Source organism: Actinacidiphila cocklensis, assembly GCF_907177275.1.
Classification (GTDB): Bacteria; Actinomycetota; Actinomycetes; order Streptomycetales; family Streptomycetaceae; genus Actinacidiphila; species Actinacidiphila cocklensis.
The window spans coordinates 66169-81923 of the sequence record NZ_CAJSLV010000002.1 but is presented as its reverse complement, the minus strand read 5'-3'; the positions used below and the strand labels follow the sequence as shown (position 1 = coordinate 81923).

16 protein-coding genes are annotated in these 15755 nt (G+C 73.0%); 1 reads left to right on the top strand and 15 read right to left on the bottom strand.

Features of this window, described 5'->3' with window-relative positions; translation table 11 throughout:
- Nucleotides 1–14: 14 nt before the first annotated feature.
- From NFU81_RS02175 to NFU81_RS02135, 9 genes are all read right to left on the bottom strand, one after another.
- A complete protein-coding gene (locus tag NFU81_RS02175; RefSeq protein ID WP_251484274.1) occupies nucleotides 15–629 on the bottom strand; it encodes a zeta toxin family protein in 615 nt (204 codons plus the stop codon).
- Nucleotides 626–1540 (bottom strand): DUF3626 domain-containing protein, encoded by a 915-nt coding sequence (locus tag NFU81_RS02170; RefSeq protein ID WP_251484272.1) that lies wholly within the window; start codon nucleotides 1538–1540, stop codon nucleotides 626–628. The genes NFU81_RS02175 and NFU81_RS02170 overlap by 4 nt, the downstream gene beginning before the upstream one ends.
- Before the next feature lie 73 nt (nucleotides 1541–1613).
- On the bottom strand, nucleotides 1614–2528 hold the full coding sequence (locus NFU81_RS02165) for a hypothetical protein (protein ID WP_251484270.1): 915 nt from the start codon (nucleotides 2526–2528) through the stop codon (nucleotides 1614–1616).
- A 105-nt stretch (nucleotides 2529–2633) separates the two neighbouring features.
- Nucleotides 2634–3002, bottom strand: a complete 369-nt coding sequence (locus NFU81_RS02160; RefSeq protein WP_251484269.1) for a VOC family protein — start codon at nucleotides 3000–3002, stop codon at nucleotides 2634–2636.
- Between the two features lie 27 nt (nucleotides 3003–3029).
- Entirely contained in the window at nucleotides 3030–4043 is a 1014-nt protein-coding gene (locus NFU81_RS02155) for a DUF4331 family protein (RefSeq protein WP_251484268.1), read from the bottom strand.
- A gap of 132 nt (nucleotides 4044–4175) precedes the next feature.
- Nucleotides 4176–5480: an RNA polymerase sigma factor gene (locus NFU81_RS02150; RefSeq protein ID WP_422665128.1), complete on the bottom strand. Its 1305-nt coding sequence runs from the start codon at nucleotides 5478–5480 to the stop codon at nucleotides 4176–4178.
- Nucleotides 5480–5899 (bottom strand): YciI family protein, encoded by a 420-nt coding sequence (locus tag NFU81_RS02145; protein WP_251484266.1) that lies wholly within the window; start codon nucleotides 5897–5899, stop codon nucleotides 5480–5482. The genes NFU81_RS02150 and NFU81_RS02145 overlap by 1 nt, the downstream gene beginning before the upstream one ends.
- A 124-nt stretch (nucleotides 5900–6023) precedes the next feature.
- A complete protein-coding gene (locus NFU81_RS02140) occupies nucleotides 6024–6872 on the bottom strand; it encodes an ABC transporter permease (protein WP_251484264.1) in 849 nt (282 codons plus the stop codon).
- The gene (locus tag NFU81_RS02135; RefSeq protein WP_251484260.1) at nucleotides 6869–7858 is read right to left on the bottom strand and encodes an ATP-binding cassette domain-containing protein; all 990 of its coding nucleotides are present in this window, start codon (nucleotides 7856–7858) and stop codon (nucleotides 6869–6871) included. The genes NFU81_RS02140 and NFU81_RS02135 overlap by 4 nt, the downstream gene beginning before the upstream one ends.
- A gap of 153 nt (nucleotides 7859–8011) precedes the next feature.
- Here NFU81_RS02135 and NFU81_RS02130 point away from each other — a divergent pair, with 153 nt between their 5' ends.
- Nucleotides 8012–9142, top strand: a complete 1131-nt coding sequence (locus NFU81_RS02130; protein WP_251484257.1) for a PP2C family protein-serine/threonine phosphatase — start codon at nucleotides 8012–8014, stop codon at nucleotides 9140–9142.
- Nucleotides 9143–9146: 4 nt separating this feature from the next.
- On the opposite strand, the gene NFU81_RS02125 is transcribed toward NFU81_RS02130, so the two are convergent.
- The 6 genes from NFU81_RS02125 to NFU81_RS02100 all read right to left on the bottom strand — a co-directional run bounded on the left by NFU81_RS02125 (nucleotide 9147) and on the right by NFU81_RS02100 (nucleotide 15581).
- Complete coding sequence (locus tag NFU81_RS02125) at nucleotides 9147–10166, bottom strand: LacI family DNA-binding transcriptional regulator (RefSeq protein ID WP_251484253.1); 1020 nt, start codon at nucleotides 10164–10166, stop codon at nucleotides 9147–9149.
- 211 nt (nucleotides 10167–10377) lie between these two features.
- The gene (locus NFU81_RS02120) at nucleotides 10378–10698 is read right to left on the bottom strand and encodes an L-rhamnose mutarotase (RefSeq protein WP_251484242.1); all 321 of its coding nucleotides are present in this window, start codon (nucleotides 10696–10698) and stop codon (nucleotides 10378–10380) included.
- 47 nt (nucleotides 10699–10745) lie between these two features.
- A complete protein-coding gene (gene rhaS / locus NFU81_RS02115; protein WP_251484239.1) occupies nucleotides 10746–11843 on the bottom strand; it encodes a rhamnose ABC transporter substrate-binding protein in 1098 nt (365 codons plus the stop codon).
- Between the two features lie 147 nt (nucleotides 11844–11990).
- A complete protein-coding gene (locus NFU81_RS02110; RefSeq protein WP_251484235.1) occupies nucleotides 11991–13016 on the bottom strand; it encodes an ABC transporter permease in 1026 nt (341 codons plus the stop codon).
- A complete protein-coding gene (locus NFU81_RS02105) occupies nucleotides 13009–14064 on the bottom strand; it encodes an ABC transporter permease (RefSeq protein ID WP_422665127.1) in 1056 nt (351 codons plus the stop codon). The genes NFU81_RS02110 and NFU81_RS02105 overlap by 8 nt, the downstream gene beginning before the upstream one ends.
- Nucleotides 14061–15581, bottom strand: a complete 1521-nt coding sequence (locus NFU81_RS02100; RefSeq protein ID WP_251484232.1) for a sugar ABC transporter ATP-binding protein — start codon at nucleotides 15579–15581, stop codon at nucleotides 14061–14063. Before NFU81_RS02100 ends, NFU81_RS02105 begins: the two co-directional genes overlap by 4 nt.
- Nucleotides 15582–15755 lie beyond the last annotated feature (174 nt).

Genomic DNA, 15755 nt, shown 5'->3' with positions numbered 1-15755 from the left:
TGCCCGGACCCGGATCACCGGTCAGGTCCCGGCAGCACGCAGTACCGCCTCTTCCGGGGCACGGGAGAGGACTCGTCCACGGTCTGCGCGGGGGTCTGGTCCGAGGTGTCGAGCCACAGCCCGACGCGGGGTGTCTCCTGCCGCAGGGCGTGGTCGAGGGGGTCGACCGCCCAGGCGGCGTACGCGGTCTTGGCCCTGGCGGCGTCGCGTGCGGCGACCGCCGAGGGCCGCGGTGCGAGGGCGATCACGTGCAGGGGGCGGCTCCGGATGTCGCCGATCATCTCGGCGAGGTGCCCGCCGAGGATGACGTCCTGGGCGACCACGGTGAATCCGGCGTCGAAGTAGCCGTCGACGACGGTCGCGGTCAGCCGGTGCCGCAACCGGAGCTGCCGGACGGCCTCTTCTGTCGGGTCGGCGGTCATCTCGGCGCGGCCGTTGACCACCATGCGCCGGAACCGGTCGCCCCGCACGTGCACCGACTGCGGGAGCCGCTGCGCCAGCAGTTGCGCGATCGTCGACTTGCCGGCGGCGGGGATGCCGGTGAGGAGGTAGACCGCAGGGCGGGTGCCCGGCGCGGGAGGCGCGGGAGGTTCGTGCCGCGGGGTGCGGCCGGACGGCGGCGAGGTCATCGGACGGGGTCCCTTTCCGTTCGGTGGCCGGTCGCGGCGGTCCGGCCCGCCTCGCCCGCGCGGACGACGGACAGCGGCGGCGAACCGAAGCGCGCCAGGCAGTGCCACACCTTCTTGAGCGCCTGCTGGTCGTAGGCCCCGGTACGTGCGGCGTCCCCGACGACCCGGGGGTCGAGGTGGCCGCCGACGGCGATCTCGGCTCCCAGGTCGACGTACTCCTGTCCCCGGTAGTCCGGGTGGCGCCGGAGTTCGTCGACGGAGAGCCGGAGTCCCGGGTGCCATTCGAGCGGGCACGGCAGGCGGCGGGCCGCGGCCTCCACCGCCGTTCCCCGGTAGCCGGGGTCCAGGACCAGCGCCTCGACGTCGCGTTCCAGCACGAGCGGTCCGTGCACCTGCGCCTCGACGTAGTCGTCGAGGGCGTCCCGCTCGTCGGCCTCGGCGAGCTCGATGAGCGACATGCCGGCCGCGACGCCGAAGTCCGACGGCTCGGTCGCGCTGTCCGGGTAGCAGAACGTGGTGCGGGCAAGGGTCTGCGCGGTCAGCCGGAAGTGCGCGGACCCGAACCGCGGTGCGCCGCCGAGCGGCTTGCGCCGGAAGTCCAGCGCGCCGTAGACCGGCCGCTGGTGCGCGGGCGCGTCGTCGTAGGCGCCGTCGAAGATCCTGCTCTCCCAGCGCCACCGGTCACCGCCGGGGTGAGCGGTCAACCCGCCGTTGCTCGTGCCGGTGACGAACTGCGGGAGGTAGACCCCGTCCTCGGCCAGCGCCCGCAGGATCGGCCGGCCGCGCGCGACGCGGTCCGGGTGGAAGTTCAGCGTCACCCGCAGGGCAGGGTCGACGGGGCCTCCGCGCGACCGGGACGTGACATGCCGGATGGCCCGCCCCTGCGGCGACCTGGCTGAGTCGGCGTTCACCCGCGCAGTGTGCCCGAGCCCGATCGTCCGGCGCACCTGGATTGCGCCTGCGGCACACCGGTTCCGCCGGGCGTCACCCCGGACTGTCGAGGCGGTCCACCTTGACGGCCGCGGCCTGGGCGTCGCGTTCCGCGCGGGTCAGGGTCTCGGCGGCCGCCTGCTGGTGGTCCTCGGCTTCCCGCTGCTCCTGGTCCGCGTCCCGGAGGACCTGGCGGGCCTGCCGCAACTGCTCCTCCACGGCCGCCACCTGATGCTGCGCCTGCTCCCGGCGATCGCGTGCCGCCTGCAGCGCCCTGCCGGCCGCGGTCTGCTCCTTGCGGTGGTCGCGCACGGCCTGTTCCGCGGCTTTCGCCTCCTTGCGTGCACGTGCCACCTGGTCGCGGTGCCTGCGCCGGCGCCGCTCGGCGAGGTCGTCCGCGGCGGCCGCCGGGGCAGCCGGGCCGCGCGTCGGCGCGGCTTGCGGGGCGTCCGCGGAGGGCAGGCCGGCCGGCGGGGTGAGGGCGGTCTCCAGGCGGCCGGTGGACCACCGCTCGGCGGCGTCGGGGTCGGCGAGGACCGCACGCAGGGTGGACTCCACCTCGCGCTGCGCGGACTCCGGCAGCCGCCGGCCGGCCTGTTCCGCCAGCTGGGCGGCCTGCCGGGACAGGGCGGAGATCACCCGCCACTGCTGGGCGGACAGCTCCTTGAGGTGGTCGCCGTCCAGCGTGCGGTGGGCGTCGCGCAGCGCGCGCCCGAGTTCGAGGAACTGCCGGCTCTCCTGCTGCCGGGAGCGGACCAGGAGGTTCGCCGCCCAGGCGCCGAGTGTGGGGCGGCGGGCGCGGTGGAGGCGGCGGGCGTCCTCCGCGCGGCCCGCGGCCTTCGCTCGGGCGGCCAGTTCCTCGCGGCGGGCGACGAATCCGGGCGGCGGCGTGCCGTACAGGTCGTCGAGGGCCGCCGCCAGGTCCTCGCCCCGGCCGGCGCGGCGCCCGCCTCCCTTACCGGCGGCCACAGCCGGGTCCGCGCTGTGGCCGGCGGGCGTCCGCACCCGGGGAGTGCTGCATGCCCCCACACTCCCCCAGCCGCTTTCCCGGCGCACGTCGGCCCGCACGGGGCGTCACGGCAGGAAGAGGCAGAACAGGTGTCCGTGCGGGTCACGCAGGACCCGCACGTCGTCCTGCGGCTGGTGCGCTTCGACGGCGGCGCCCAGCGAGACCGCACGGGCCACCTCGGTGTCCAGGTCGTCGACCATGATGTCGAGGTGCGCCTGCATCTGCTGGGCACCGGGCCGCTGCGGCCACACCGGCGGGACGTGGTCGGGTTCGAGCTGGAAGCTCAGGCCGGGCCGTTCGCGCTCCGGCGCGCGCAGCCGGACCCAGTCCGGCTCCCGGCTCACCTCCTCCCAGCCGAGCAGGGAGCGGTAGAAGTCCGCCAGGGCCGGCGGGTCGGGCGTGCCCAGGACGAAGGCACCGAGGCTGGTGGTCATGGCATCACGGTGCCACAGGCGTCGGGCTCAGCCCTTCTTGGCGTGCGGGTTGCCGAGGTAGGGGAACTCGCCCAGGAGGTCGGTGTGCGGGGAGAGGCCGGAGGGCGGGATGTCGCCCTTGGAGAGGAAGGCGAGCCGGTGGTCGATGACGTCGTCGGTGAAGACGCGGCCGTTGGGGTAGCGCGCGGGCTTCGACGGGTCGAAGACCAGCATGTCGGGCAGCAGCGAGTCGGCGTCGATGGCCGCGATCGCCTCCTCCCGCGTGTAGTTGCCGGTGTGCCCCATCAGGTGGACGAACTGGTCGGTCCAGCGCTCGCGGTCGTTGACCGGCTCGCTGGCGTTGTACTCCACCTTCGTCTCGTCGGTGTTGAAGAAGCTGCTGACCGAGGGGTGGCCCGCGCGGTCGACGTGGTTGAGCCTGCCGTCCTCGCGCACGCTGCACCGGCCCCAGACGCGGATCGGGGAACGGGCTCCCAGCTCGCTCGTCGGCAGTTCCACGACGGTGGAGAACACGTTGGCCTGGGTGTTGGAGTCCACGCCGGTCCACGGGGAGCTGCCACCGAGGTGGGGTGCGGTGAAGTTCCTGCCGCCGCTGGTGTCGAAGAGGTTCTGGACCCCGTCGAAGTCGAAGAAGAAGGCGTCGCTGCGGCTCCCGGCGAAGAACGTGTAGGGACCGGCGGTGTGGGGGCCCGCGACCGTGCCGAAGGAGACCTCGGCGTCGCCGAGGACCTTCTCCCCCACGGCCTCCGGCGAGCGGGACTCCTCGCCCCGCGCGACGAAGACGTCGAAGGTCTGGCGGCCGCCCTTCGGCGGGGAGAACACGTAGCTGATCGCCAGGTCGGTGAGGAAGTCGCCGTCGTTGTCGATGTTGAGGCGGTAGATCGCGTCGGGGTGCAGGGCGTCGGCGTCCGGGTTCGCGTTGAGGATGAGCACCGTCCTCGCAGGGTCGGCGGGGGACTGGAACGCGTACAGGTCGCAGAGGTCGAGCCGTTGGTCCCCGAGCGGCGGGCCGAGGCTGAGACCGGTGAAGTGATTCGACATCCTGCAATTCCTTTGCGCGGGGTGATGGGCCGAAGCCCCGACGGGCGGCCGGGATTCGGTCATTCAAGCACGAAAGTGCGCAAATAGGGCGAAGCCACAGCAGTGGCCGCCCGGTCGGCCCGACGGCCGGCGTCACGCCAGTGCCGCCGCCTTGCGCAGCAGCACCGACCGCTCGCGCTCGTTGCGGCACAGCCGGGCGGCGAGCTCCAGTTCCGCCCGCGCCTCGGCGGTCCTGCCGAGCCGGCGCAGCAGCTCACCGCGCACGCTCGGCAGCAGGTGGGAGCCCGACAGGCGGTCGGAGGCCACCAGTTCGTCCACCATCGGCAGCGCCTGCTGCGGCCCCTGGGCCATGGCGACGGCGACGGCCCGGTTCAGCTCGACGACGGGCGAGGGCGCGATCCGGCCCAGCGCCTCGTAGAGCAGCACGATCCGCTCCCAGTCGGTCTCCGGCACCGAGGGCGCGGACGCGTGGCAGGCGGCGATCGCCGCCTGCAGGCCGTACGGCCCGAGGCCGCGCCCCAAGGTCGCGGCCCGGCCGAGCGCGGCCAGGCCGCGGCGGATCGCGGACCTGTCCCACAGCCGGCGGTCCTGGTCCTCCAGGAGCACCGGCTCGCCGTCGGGCCCGGTGCGGGCGGGGAAGCGCGCGGAGGTCAGCTCGAACAGCGCGAGCAGCGCGTGCACCTCGGGCTCGTCCGGCAGCAGGGCGGCCAGCATCCGGGCCAGCCGGATCGCCTCGTACGCCAGGTCGGCGCGCAGCAGCCGGTCGCCGGCCGTCGCCGTGGAGCCCTCCGTGAAGATCACGTAGAGCACGCTGAGGATGCCGCCGGTCCGTTCCCGCCGGTCCGCCGCCGGGGGCAGCTCGAAGGGCACGCCCGCCGCGGCGATCGTCTTCTTCGCCCGGGTGATCCGCGCCTGCACAGTCGGCACCGTCACCAGGAAGGCCCTGGCGATCTCCTCGCTCGCCAGGCCGCCGACCGCGCGCAGCGTCAGCGCCACCCGGGCCTCGGGCGACAGCACGGGGTGGCAGGCCACGAACATCAGCGCGAGGACGTCGTCGTCGACCCGGTCGGGGTCCCAGGGCAGGTCGTCGGGCCGGTCCTGCGGAACCGCCGCACCCGAGCTGGCCTCCCCCTCGGCGAGGGTGCCCGCGAGCGCGGCGTACCGCTCGGCGAGCGCCGAGCGGCGGCGGAAGCCGTCGATGGCGCGGCGCCGGGCGGTCGCCAGCAGCCAGCCCACCGGGTCCGCGGGCCGGCCGTCGCGGGACCAGGAGACCAGCGCCTCCGCCACGGCCTCCTGCGCGACGTCCTCGGCGAGCGCGAAGTCCCGGGTGTAGCGGGCCAGCGCCGCGACGATCCTGGCGGACTCGATCCGCCAGACCGCCTCGACGGCCCGCCGCGCCGACTCGGTGACCGGCGGGCCGTCGGTGGCCTCCGGCATCAGAGCTGGCCGGTGCGCTCGCGCCAGGCCCGCTCCTTGACGATCCACTCGTTGTCCTGCGGGAACTCGTCGATTGTCGGGACACGGCGGACCTCGATCTTGGTGCCGGTGATGCCCGGCACGCGCTTGGCCCACTCGACGGCCTCCTCCTTGGAGGCCACGTCGAGCAGGTAGAAGCCGCCGAACAGCTCCCTGGTCTCGCCGTAGGGGCCGTCGGTGACGACCGGCGCCTCGCTGCCGAAGTCGACCACCACACCCTGGCCGGGGTCGTCCAGCCCTTCGGCGGCCACCAGCACGCCCGCCCTGATCAGCTCGTCATTGAAGCGGCCCATCGTCTCCAGCATCTGCTCGAAGGGCGTCTCCATCATCTTCGCCATGGTCTCGTCGGTACCACGCATGATCAGCATGTACTTCGCCATCGTCCGGCTCCTTGCCACGGGGGTCGCCTCTCGACCCTCTCACTGCGAGGTCGAACGGCGCAGCCGCGGATCGACACGGCTCCCAGGATTTTTTTCCACGGTCTCGATATCCAGCCTCCCCGCGTCACACGGCCCTGCGGTAGAGCCACACGCCGAGCGGTGCGAACACCGCCACGATGCCGGCGTCCCAGGCCAGCGCCTGCCACACGTCGGCGGCCGCCGGGCCGCCGAGGACCAGGACGCGGACCGCGTCGGCGGTCCTGGACACCGGCTGGTGCACGGCGAACGCCTGCAGCCAGCCGGGCATCGTGTTGACCGGGACGAAGGCCGCGGAGGCGAAGACCAGCGGGGCCAGCACCGGGAACGCCGCGGCCTGCGCGGTCTCCGGGTCGCCCACCGCCATGCCGACGACGGCGAAGATCCAGGACATCGCGAAGCCGAAGGCCAGGACCAGCAGCACACCGCCGAGGAAGGACAGGACGCCGGCGTGGATGCGGAAGCCGATGGCGAACCCGACCCCGGTCATCATCGCGACGACGAAGACGTTGCGTACGAGGTCGGCGGTGGTGCGTCCGACCAGCACCGCCGATCTGGCCATCGGCAGCGATCGGAACCGCTCCATCAGACCCGTCTGCATGTCGGTGGCCAGGCCGATCGCGGTGTTCATGGCCCCGAAGACGGCGGTCTGCACGAAGATCCCGGGGATCAGGAAGTCGACGTAGCTGACGCCGTGCAGCGCGGGGGCGACGACGCCGCCGAAGACGTAGCGGAACATCAGCACGAAGACCAGCGGCTGGATGGTGGAGAAGACCAGCAGCCGGGGCACCCTGCGCAGCCCGATCAGGTTCCGCCAGGCGACGGCCATGCCGTCCTGGGCGGTGCGCACCAGGCGCGGGGCCGTACCGGTCAGCGGTCCCTCGGGGCCGGCGGTGCCAGCCTCGGTGTGCCGGCGGGAGGTGGCGGTGCCCGTCATGGCGTCGGCTCCGCGGGCGGGCCGCCGGAGCCGCCCACGGCGGGGTCCGCCCCGCCGGAGTGCCCGGTCAGCTGCAGGAAGACGTCGTCGAGACTGGGTTCCCTGACGGCGACGGCGCCGGGGACCAGGCCGTGCGTCTCCAGGGCGCGCAGCACGTCGAGGAGCGGCCTCGAACCGTCGCTGGAGAGCAGGCTGACGCGGGGGCCTTCGACGCGGGGCGCCTCCTCGAAGCCGCCGCGCAGCAGCTCGGCCGCCCGTGCGGCCCTGTCGTCCCTGACCATGTCCAGCTCGATGACGGTGTTGCCCAGGTGGGACTTCAGCTGCGCGGGGGTGTCGTCGGCGATGACCTGGCCGCGGTCGATGACCACGACCCGGGAGGCGAGCTGGTCGGCCTCCTCCAGGTACTGCGTGGTGAGCAGTACGGTCGTGCCGTCCGCGACCAGCCGGCGGATCAGGTGCCACAGCGCCTTGCGGCTCTGCGGGTCGAGTCCGGTGGTCGGCTCGTCGAGGAAGAGCACCGGCGGGTCGGGTACCAGGGCCGCGGCGACGTCGAGCCGTCTGCGCATCCCGCCGGAGTAGGTCCGCGCCGGCCGGTCGGCGGACTCGGTCAGGTCGAAGCGCTCCAGGAGTTCCGCGGCCCGGCTGCGTACCCGCGAGCGCCGCACATGGGTCAGGCGGCCGATCAGCCGCAGGTTCTCCCGCCCGGTGAGGTTGCGGTCCACCGCCGCGTACTGCCCGGCCAGGCCGATCAGGCCCCGGACGGTCGCGGGCTCGCGCACCACGTCGTGCCCGAGCACCTCGGCGCGGCCGCCGCTGGGCGGCAGGATCGTGGTCAGGATGCGGATCGCGGTGCTCTTGCCGGCGCCGTTCGGGCCGAGCAGCCCGAAGACCGTGCCGGGCTCGACGTCGAAGTCCACCGACTCCAGTGCCGTCACGGACCCGAACTGCTTGCTCAGGCCGCTGACGACGATCGCCGGGTCGCCCACGGAACCACCTCGCTCGGTTCGGCACTCCCCCGAGTCCATAGTCACCCCCGCACCGGAGAACCGCAGCGGGCGGTTTTGTACGTTGTTGGAATATTTCATGGCGGTTGTACGCTCTGGCCACCGATCGACGTGACGGAGCCGAAAGGAGTCCGTATGCCGGCCAGAACCTGGCTGTTGCCACCGCAGAAGCCCGTGAGTGTCCGCGATGACGTGCTGACCGCCGCGGCCGCGGGGTTGATCGCACTCGTCCCGGTCGTGGACCTCTTCGTACCGGCGAACGTCCACCTGGCGCACGCCCTGGTCCTCCCGGTCGCGCTGACCGCCTTCTTCGTCGGCCCGCGCCGCGCGACCGTGACCGGAGGGCTCGCGGTGCTGGCGCTGGTCGCCGCCGGGGCCGAGCGGATGACCCTGACCTCGGAGAACGTCCTGCTCCAGCTGGGCTCGCTACTGGTGCTCTCGGTCCTGCTCGTCGTCGCCAGCTGCATGCTGGACCGGCGCCGCCACGAGCTGGCGGGCCTGCGGCGGGTGTCCGAGGCGGTGCTGCGGCCGCTGCCACGGCGGGCCGGCCCGGTCTCGATCGCGTCCGCCTACCGCGCCGCCGAGGTCGGCACCCCGGTCGGCGGCGACCTCTACGCGGTGGCCCGCACCGCCGACTCCACCCGGCTGCTCATCGGCGACGTCCGCGGCAAGGGCCTCGCCTCGATCGGCGACACCGAGCTGGTCCTGGGCGCCTTCCGCGCGGCGGCCCACCGCCAGTCGCCGCTGCCGGAACTGGTCGCCTCGCTGGAGGGCAGCGTCCGCTGGGGCCTGAACGAGCCCGGGGACGCCCACGCGGCGGAGCGGTTCGTCACCGCGGCCGTCATCGAGATCCCCGACGACGAGCCGTACGTGCACGTGGTCAGCTGCGGGCACCTGCCGCCGCTGCTCTTCCACGAGGACACCGTCACCCCGCTGGACGCCGAGGAGCCCGCGCCGCCGCTGGGCCTTGGCGCACTGGCCGACGGCGGCTACACCCCGACGACCTTCCCCTTCACGCCCGGCGACCGGCTGCTGATGTACACCGACGGGGTCACCGAGGCGCGCGACGGCAGCGGCGGCTTCTACCCGCTCCTGGAGCGCGCCGCGGCCTGGACGGGACACCTGCCCGACTCGCTGGTGGAGGCGGTGACCAGCGACCTGCGGGCGCACGCCGCCGGTCTCGACGACGACATGGCCGTCGTGGCGGTGCGCCGCGACGAGCCGCGGGACGCCGGCGTCCCCGAGGGGCTCGCCGTCGCCGGCTGACGCGTCAGCGGCCGGGGAGGCTGGAGCCGCGGACGACCAGCTCCGGCTGCAGGACGGTCTGGCGGTGCCGGTGGTCGGCGGGGTCGCCGACGGTCTCCTCCAGCAGCATCTCGGCCGCGAGCCGGCCCATGGACACGGCCGGCTGGCGTACCGAGGTGAGCGGGACGGCCGCGGCCGCGGCGAACTCGATGTCGTCGTAGCCGACGATCGCCATCTCGTCGGGGACGCTGATCCGGGCCGCGAACATCGCCTGCAGCACCCCCAGCGCCAGCAGGTCGTTGGCGCAGAAGACCGCGGTGGGCCGCTTGCCGAGGCCCAGCAGGCGTGATCCGGCGTCCCGTCCCGCGGAGACGTCGAGGCGCTCCGCGGAGATCTCGGTCAGCGAGTCGGCGGGCAGCCCGGCCTCCGCAAGCGCGGCCAGCGCACCGGCCTTGCGGTCGCGGACCTGGGGCACCTCGGGCGGGCCGCCGACGTAGACGATCGAGCGGTGGCCGGCCGCGATCAGGTGCTGGGCGGCCAGCCGGCCGCCCGCCACGTCGTCCACCGAGACCGAGCAGACGTCCGGGTCGGCCGAGACGCGGTCGACCAGGACGAAGGGGATGCCCTGGCTGCGCAGGCCGTCGAGGCTGCGGCCCGTCGGGTCGGCGGGGGTGACCAGGACGCCGCGCACCCGCTGCTCGGCGAACAGCGAGAGGTACTCCAGCTCCTCGCTGACGCTCTGCGCGCTGTTGCAGACCATGACGCCGAGGCCGGCCGCCCGCGCGGTGCGCTCGGCGCCGCTGGCGACGGCCACGAAGAACGGGTTGCCCATGTCGAGCACCAGCAGCGCCATGATGCGGCTGGCACCGGCCCTGAGCTGGCGGGCGGACTCGCTGCGGACGTAGCCGAGCCTGGCGATGACCGACTGCACCCGGGTCCTGGTCTCCTCGGCCACCAGATCGGGCCGGTTGATCACGTTGGAGACGGTGCCCACCGAGACGCCGGCCTGCCGCGCCACGTCTTTGATCCCCACCATGGATGCCACGCTCCGTCCCCGTCCCACCGCCGGGCTCCGCCTGCGCAGGACCGACACTCAGCGGGGTCTCCCCCGACCGTTGGATTGAACCTATTCAATCATACAAACCCGCCCCTGCACCGCAGAACAAGACGCTGACGCGGTCGTGCCCCGGAGCCGGGCGAATGAATCGCTTCACCCATCCGCTCGGGCAGCGCCCGGCAACGATTCCGGTGGCGTTTCACGAGAGGTGGAAGACCTCACTGAGCGGAACCATAGCCGCATCGGGTGCGGCCCCGTCCAATTCTTCGAAGAAGCCCGCCATCTCCTTCTGCCACCGGGCATTGACCTCGGTGCGGTCCATAGCGGCACGCGCCAGCGCGAAATCCTCCGTCTCCAGATAACCGACGAGCAGACCGTCGTCGCGCAGGAAGAGGGAGTAATTGCGCCAGCCTGTCGCGGTCAGCGCGGCCTGCATCTCGGGCCACACCGCGGCATGCCGCTCGCGGTACTCGGCGAGGCGGTCCTGCCGGACCTTGAGCAGAAAGCAGACACGTTTCATCCAAGGACCTTTCACGGCGCCGGCCCCACCGGGGGCCGGCGGCCGAATCAGAAATTGAACTGCCCGATGGTGGACTTGTCGAAGACCGTCGGTTTGCCGAGGACCACCGTGCTGTCCTGGCCGATGGTGAAAGTGCCCATGTCGCCTGCCGTGTAGGTCTGGCCGGGGGCGCCGGTGATCCGGCCGGAGACCAGCGCGATCGCGGTGTGGGCGGCGAGCGCTCCGAGCTTGGCCGGGTCCCACAGCTCGAAGGACCGCACGGTGCCGTCGGCGACGTAGGCCCGCATGTCGTTGGGGGTGCCCAGGCCGGTGAGCTGGACCTTGCCCTTGTACTTCGAGCCGCTCAGGTACTGGGCCGCCGCCTTGATGCCGACCGTGGTCGGGGAGATGATCCCCTTCAGGTCCGGGTACTGCTGCAGCAGGCCCTGCGTCTGCTGGAAGGACGTCTGGGCGTCGTCGTTGCCGTAGGCGACCTTGACCAGCTGGATGTCCTTGTACTGCGGCTTCTTCAGCTCGTCCTTCATGAAGCCGATCCAGGTGTTCTGGTTGGTCGCGGTCTGGGCGGCGGACAGGATCGCTATCCGGCCCTTGTTGCCGATCTGCTCGGCCATCAGCTGGACCTCGGTCCTGCCCAGGTCCTCCGAACTGGCCTGCGAGATGAAGACGTCGCGGCAGCCGGCGTTGGTGTCCGAGTCGTAGGTGACGACCTTGACGCCGTTCTTGCGGGCCTGGTTGAGGGCGGTGCACAGCGCACCGGGGTCCTGCGCGGACACCGCGATGGCGTCGACCCGCTGCTGGGTGAGGGTGTTGACGTAGGAGACCTGGCCCGCGGTGTCCGTACTGCTGCTGGTGCCGACCTCCTTGTACGTCGAGCCGGCCGCCTCGACGGCCTTCCTGCCGCCGGTGTCGGAGGTGGTGAAGTACGGGTTGTTGACCGCCTTGGGCAGGTAGGCGATCGTCAGGCCCTTCTTGAGCGGGGCGCCGGGGTCGGCGGATGCCGTCGAGGCGGCCGTGGGGGCCGAGGAGGAGTCCTTGGAGCTGGAGTTCTTGGTGGTCCCGCCGCAGGCGGCAGCCCCCAGCGCGACGACGCCGACGACGGCGACCACGGCCGTGAGGCGGCGGGCGGGGGTGGTTCTTTCGGACATGCGGGCTTCCTTTCGCTGCCGCGGCGCGGCAGGGGTGACCGGGTGACCGGGTGACCGGAGATCGTCCGGCTGATCGGGTGGGACCGCGGTGGACGGGGTGCGTACCTGCGGCCGGAGGTCGTACGGCCGCAGGTACGCGGGGAGGGGTCAGGTGGCGGCGGGCACGGGCGGTGGCGGGGCCGCGGCCGTCCGGTGCCGGGCGCGGGCGACCTGGCGGGCGACCCGCGGGGCGAGGACCGAGACCACCAGCAGCACACCGGTGATCAGGGTCTGGGACTGCGCGGAGACGTTGACCAGGCTCATCACGTTCTGCAGGGCGCCGAGCAGGAAGACCCCGGCGACGGCACCGCCGAGAGTCCCCCTGCCGCCGTCGAAGTCGATGCCGCCGAGCAGCACGGCGGCGATGACGGACAGTTCGAGCCCGGTGGCGTTGTCGTAGCGGGCGCTGGCGTAGTGCAGCGCCCAGAACACCCCGGTCAGCGCGGAGACGGTGCCGGTGGCGACGAACATCGACAGCTTCAGCCGCTTGACCCGCACCCCGGCGAACCGGGCGGCCTCCTGGGAGGCGCCGACCGCGAAGAGCGAGCGGCCGACCGGGGTGGCGTGCAGCACCAGCACCGCGACGGCCAGCAGCACCGCCCAGGGCACCGCGGCCTGCGGGACGAAGCTGCCGCCGATCCGGCCGGACCCGAAGTCCAGGTACTGCTGCGGGAAGTCGGTGACCGAGTCGGAGCCGAGCACGATCTGCGCGATGCCGCGGTAGGCGGCGAGCGTGCCGATGGTCACCGCGAGCGAGGGCAGCCCGAGCCTGGTCACCAGCAGGCCGTTGACCAGGCCGCAGACGACGCCGAGCAGGACGCACAGCGGGATGATCACCTCGATCGCCATGCCCGCGTTCCACAGCCGGCCCATGACCGCGCCGGCCAGGCCCGCGGTGGAGCCGACCGACAGGTCGATCTCGCCGGAGACGACGAGCAGCGTCATGGGCAGCGCGATCAGCGCGATCGGCAGGGTGTTGCCGATCAGGAACGACAGGTTGAGCGCGTTGCCGAAGTTGTCGACGAAGGCGAAGGAGCACACCAGCAGGACGACGAGCAGCGCGCCGACGGCGGTGTCCCAGCGCAGGGCGTCGCGCGCCCACGGCCGGGGCGCCGCCTTGCCGAGGTCAGTCATGGTGGGCGCTCCTTGTCTGTGCGGCCCGCTTGCGGAGCACCGCGGCGACCCGCAGCGCGACCACCCGGTCCACGGCGATGGCGAGCAGCAGCAGGGTGCCGTCGATGGCCTGCACCCAGACGGAGCTGACGCCGATCGAGGGCAGCACGCTGTTGATGGAGGTGAGCAGCAGCGCGCCGAGTGCGGCGCCGTAGAGGCTGCCGGAGCCGCCGGTGAAGGCGACACCGCCGACCACGACCGCGCTGACCACGGTGAGTTCGTATCCCGAGCCGGTGCCGGAGTCGACGTTGCCGAAGCGGGCCAGGTACAGCGCGCCGGCCAGCCCCGCCAGGGCGCCGCACAGGACGTACGCGGCCAGGATGCGCCGGCGGACCGGCACTCCGGCGAGCCGGGCGGCCTCCGGACTGGAGCCGAGGGCGTACATGTCGCGGCCGCTGCGGTAGTTGCGCAGGTAGTAGGCCGCTGCGGCGAGCACGACCGCGGTCAGGACGGCCAGGTAGGGCAGCGCGCCGAGGCCGTCGCGGCCGAAGCTGACGAAGCCCGCCGGGAGGTCGGCGGCGGTGATCTGCCGCGAGCCGAACCAGATCGAGTCCAGGCCGCGGATGATGTAGAGGGTGCCGAGGGTGACCACCAGGGCGGGGACCTGCCCGAGGCTGACCAGCAGGCCGTTGACGACGCCGAACCCGGCGCCGAGTGCCACCGCGATCAGGACCGCGAGCAGCGGGTTGCCGCCGCCGCGGAGGAACTCGCCGGCCGCGAAGGCGGTGACGCCCAGGGTGGAGCCGACCGACAGGTCGACGTTCCTGGTGATCACCACGGTGGCCTGGCCCACGCCGACGAGCACCAGGATCGTCGCGTTGAGCAGCAGGTCCTTGATGCCCTGCTCGGACAGGAAGGCGCTGTTGTCCAGCTGGGTGGCCAGCAGCATCAGGACCAGGACGACCGCGATGGCCAGCTCTCTGACCTTGAGCACCCGGTCGAGCAGGCCGCCGCCGGGGGCTGCTCCCGAGGGCGCCGGCGCGGGGGCGGGTTTCGCGGTCATCGTCATGCCGCGCTCCTGGTACGGCCGGTGGCGGCCGCCATCACCGACTCCTCGGTGGCCTCCGCGCGGGGGATCTCGGCGACCAGCCGGCCTTCGTGCATGACCAGGACGCGGTCGGCCATGCCGAGGATCTCCGGCAGGTCGGAGGAGATCATCAGCACCGCCACGCCGTCCGCGGCCAGCCGGGACAGCAGCCGGTGCACCTCGGCCTTGGTGCCGACGTCGATACCGCGGGTCGGCTCGTCGACGATCAGCACCCGCGGACCGGTGGCGAGCCACTTGGCCAGCACGACCTTCTGCTGGTTGCCGCCGGACAGCGTGCCGACGGCGTCGGCGAGCCGTGCGTACTTCACCTGGAGGCGCACCGCCCAGTCGGCGGCCCTGCTGCGTTCCGCGGCGCGGTTCATCAGGCCGGCGCGGCTGGTGCCGCCGAGGCCGGTCAGGTTGATGTTGCGAGCGACGGACATCCCCATGACCAGGCCCTGCGCCCTGCGGTCCTCGGGGACCAGAGCGAGCCCTGCGCTCATCGCCAGGCTCGGCGCACCGGGCCTGAGCGGTCTGCCGTCGACCCGCACCTCGCCCGCGTCCCACCGGTCCACCCCGAAGACGGCCCGCGCGACCTCGCTGCGCCCTGCCCCGACCAGTCCCGCGAGGCCGACGATCTCGCCGTGCCGCACGTCGAAGGAGACGTCGGTGAAGACGCCCTCACGGGTCAGCCGGCGCACCCCGAGGGCGACCTCGCCGACGTCGGAGTGCGCCTTGGGGTACAGCTCGTCCAGGTCGCGGCCGACCATCCGGCGGACCAGGTCGTCCTCGGTGAGCCCGGCGACCGGCTCACTGGCGATCAGGGCGCCGTCCCGCAGGGTGGTGACCTGCTGGCAGAGCGCGAAGACCTCCTCCAGCCGGTGCGAGATGAACAGCACGGCGGTGCCGCCGGCGCGCAGCGCCCTGACGACGCCGAAGAGCCGGGCCACCTCGCTGCCGGTGAGGGCGGCGGTGGGCTCGTCCATGATCAGTACCCGGGCCTGGAAGGACAGCGCCTTGGCGATCTCCACCAGCTGCTGGTCGGCGATGGACAGGCCGCGGGCGGGCCGGCCGGGGTCGAGGTCGACGCCGAGCCGCTGGAAGAGGGCGGCTGCCGCCGTCGCGACCGCCCGGTGGTCGACCCGGCCCAAGGAGCGGCGCGGCTGGCGGCCGACGAAGATGTTCTCGGCGACCGAGAGGTCGGGGAAGAGCGTCGGCTCCTGGTAGATGACGGCGACTCCGGCGTCCCGCGCGTCCGCGGGTCCGTGCATGACCACGGGTACGCCGTCCAGCAGCACGGTCCCGGCGTCCGGCCGGTGGACCCCGGCGAGCGTCTTGATCAGGGTCGACTTGCCGGCGCCGTTCTCACCCGCGAGGGCGTGCGCCTCGCCCGCGTACAGCGCGAGGGAGACGTCGCGCAACGCCCGTACGGCTCCGAAGGACTTGCTCACCCCCTCCAGCGCGAGAACCGGCGTCCGTTCCGGTACGGGGTCGGGCATGGGCGTCTCCTGAGTCTCCCGGCGAGAAGCAATGGGGGGTGAAATGTTTCAATGGAGATGCCGGGACGTTAGCCCCGCTCAGAGAGGCCGTCAAGGGTTCCGGAGCCCAACGGGCCTAGCTTCGCCGCTCAATTGGTCCACCCGGAGGGCTCGAACTCCGCGGCGAGCAGCGTA

Excerpts from the sequence above, each read along its gene's own strand:
- NFU81_RS02110 (WP_251484235.1), bottom strand. The coding sequence starts at position 13,016 with ATGACTGACCTCGGCAAGGCGGCGCCCCGGCCGTGGGCGCGCGACGCC.
- NFU81_RS02160 (WP_251484269.1), bottom strand. The coding sequence starts at position 3,002 with ATGACCACCAGCCTCGGTGCCTTCGTCCTGGGCACGCCCGACCCGCCG.
- NFU81_RS02175 (WP_251484274.1), bottom strand. The coding sequence starts at position 629 with ATGACCTCGCCGCCGTCCGGCCGCACCCCGCGGCACGAACCTCCCGCG.
- NFU81_RS02105 (WP_422665127.1), bottom strand. The coding sequence starts at position 14,064 with ATGACGATGACCGCGAAACCCGCCCCCGCGCCGGCGCCCTCGGGAGCA.
- rhaS (WP_251484239.1), bottom strand. The coding sequence starts at position 11,843 with ATGTCCGAAAGAACCACCCCCGCCCGCCGCCTCACGGCCGTGGTCGCC.
- NFU81_RS02155 (WP_251484268.1), bottom strand. The coding sequence starts at position 4,043 with ATGTCGAATCACTTCACCGGTCTCAGCCTCGGCCCGCCGCTCGGGGAC.
- NFU81_RS02120 (WP_251484242.1), bottom strand. The coding sequence starts at position 10,698 with ATGAAACGTGTCTGCTTTCTGCTCAAGGTCCGGCAGGACCGCCTCGCC.
- NFU81_RS02140 (WP_251484264.1), bottom strand. The coding sequence starts at position 6,872 with ATGACGGGCACCGCCACCTCCCGCCGGCACACCGAGGCTGGCACCGCC.
- NFU81_RS02130 (WP_251484257.1), top strand. The coding sequence starts at position 8,012 with ATGCCGGCCAGAACCTGGCTGTTGCCACCGCAGAAGCCCGTGAGTGTC.
- NFU81_RS02150 (WP_422665128.1), bottom strand. The coding sequence starts at position 5,480 with ATGCCGGAGGCCACCGACGGCCCGCCGGTCACCGAGTCGGCGCGGCGG.
- NFU81_RS02100 (WP_251484232.1), bottom strand. The coding sequence starts at position 15,581 with ATGCCCGACCCCGTACCGGAACGGACGCCGGTTCTCGCGCTGGAGGGG.
- NFU81_RS02145 (WP_251484266.1), bottom strand. The coding sequence starts at position 5,899 with ATGGCGAAGTACATGCTGATCATGCGTGGTACCGACGAGACCATGGCG.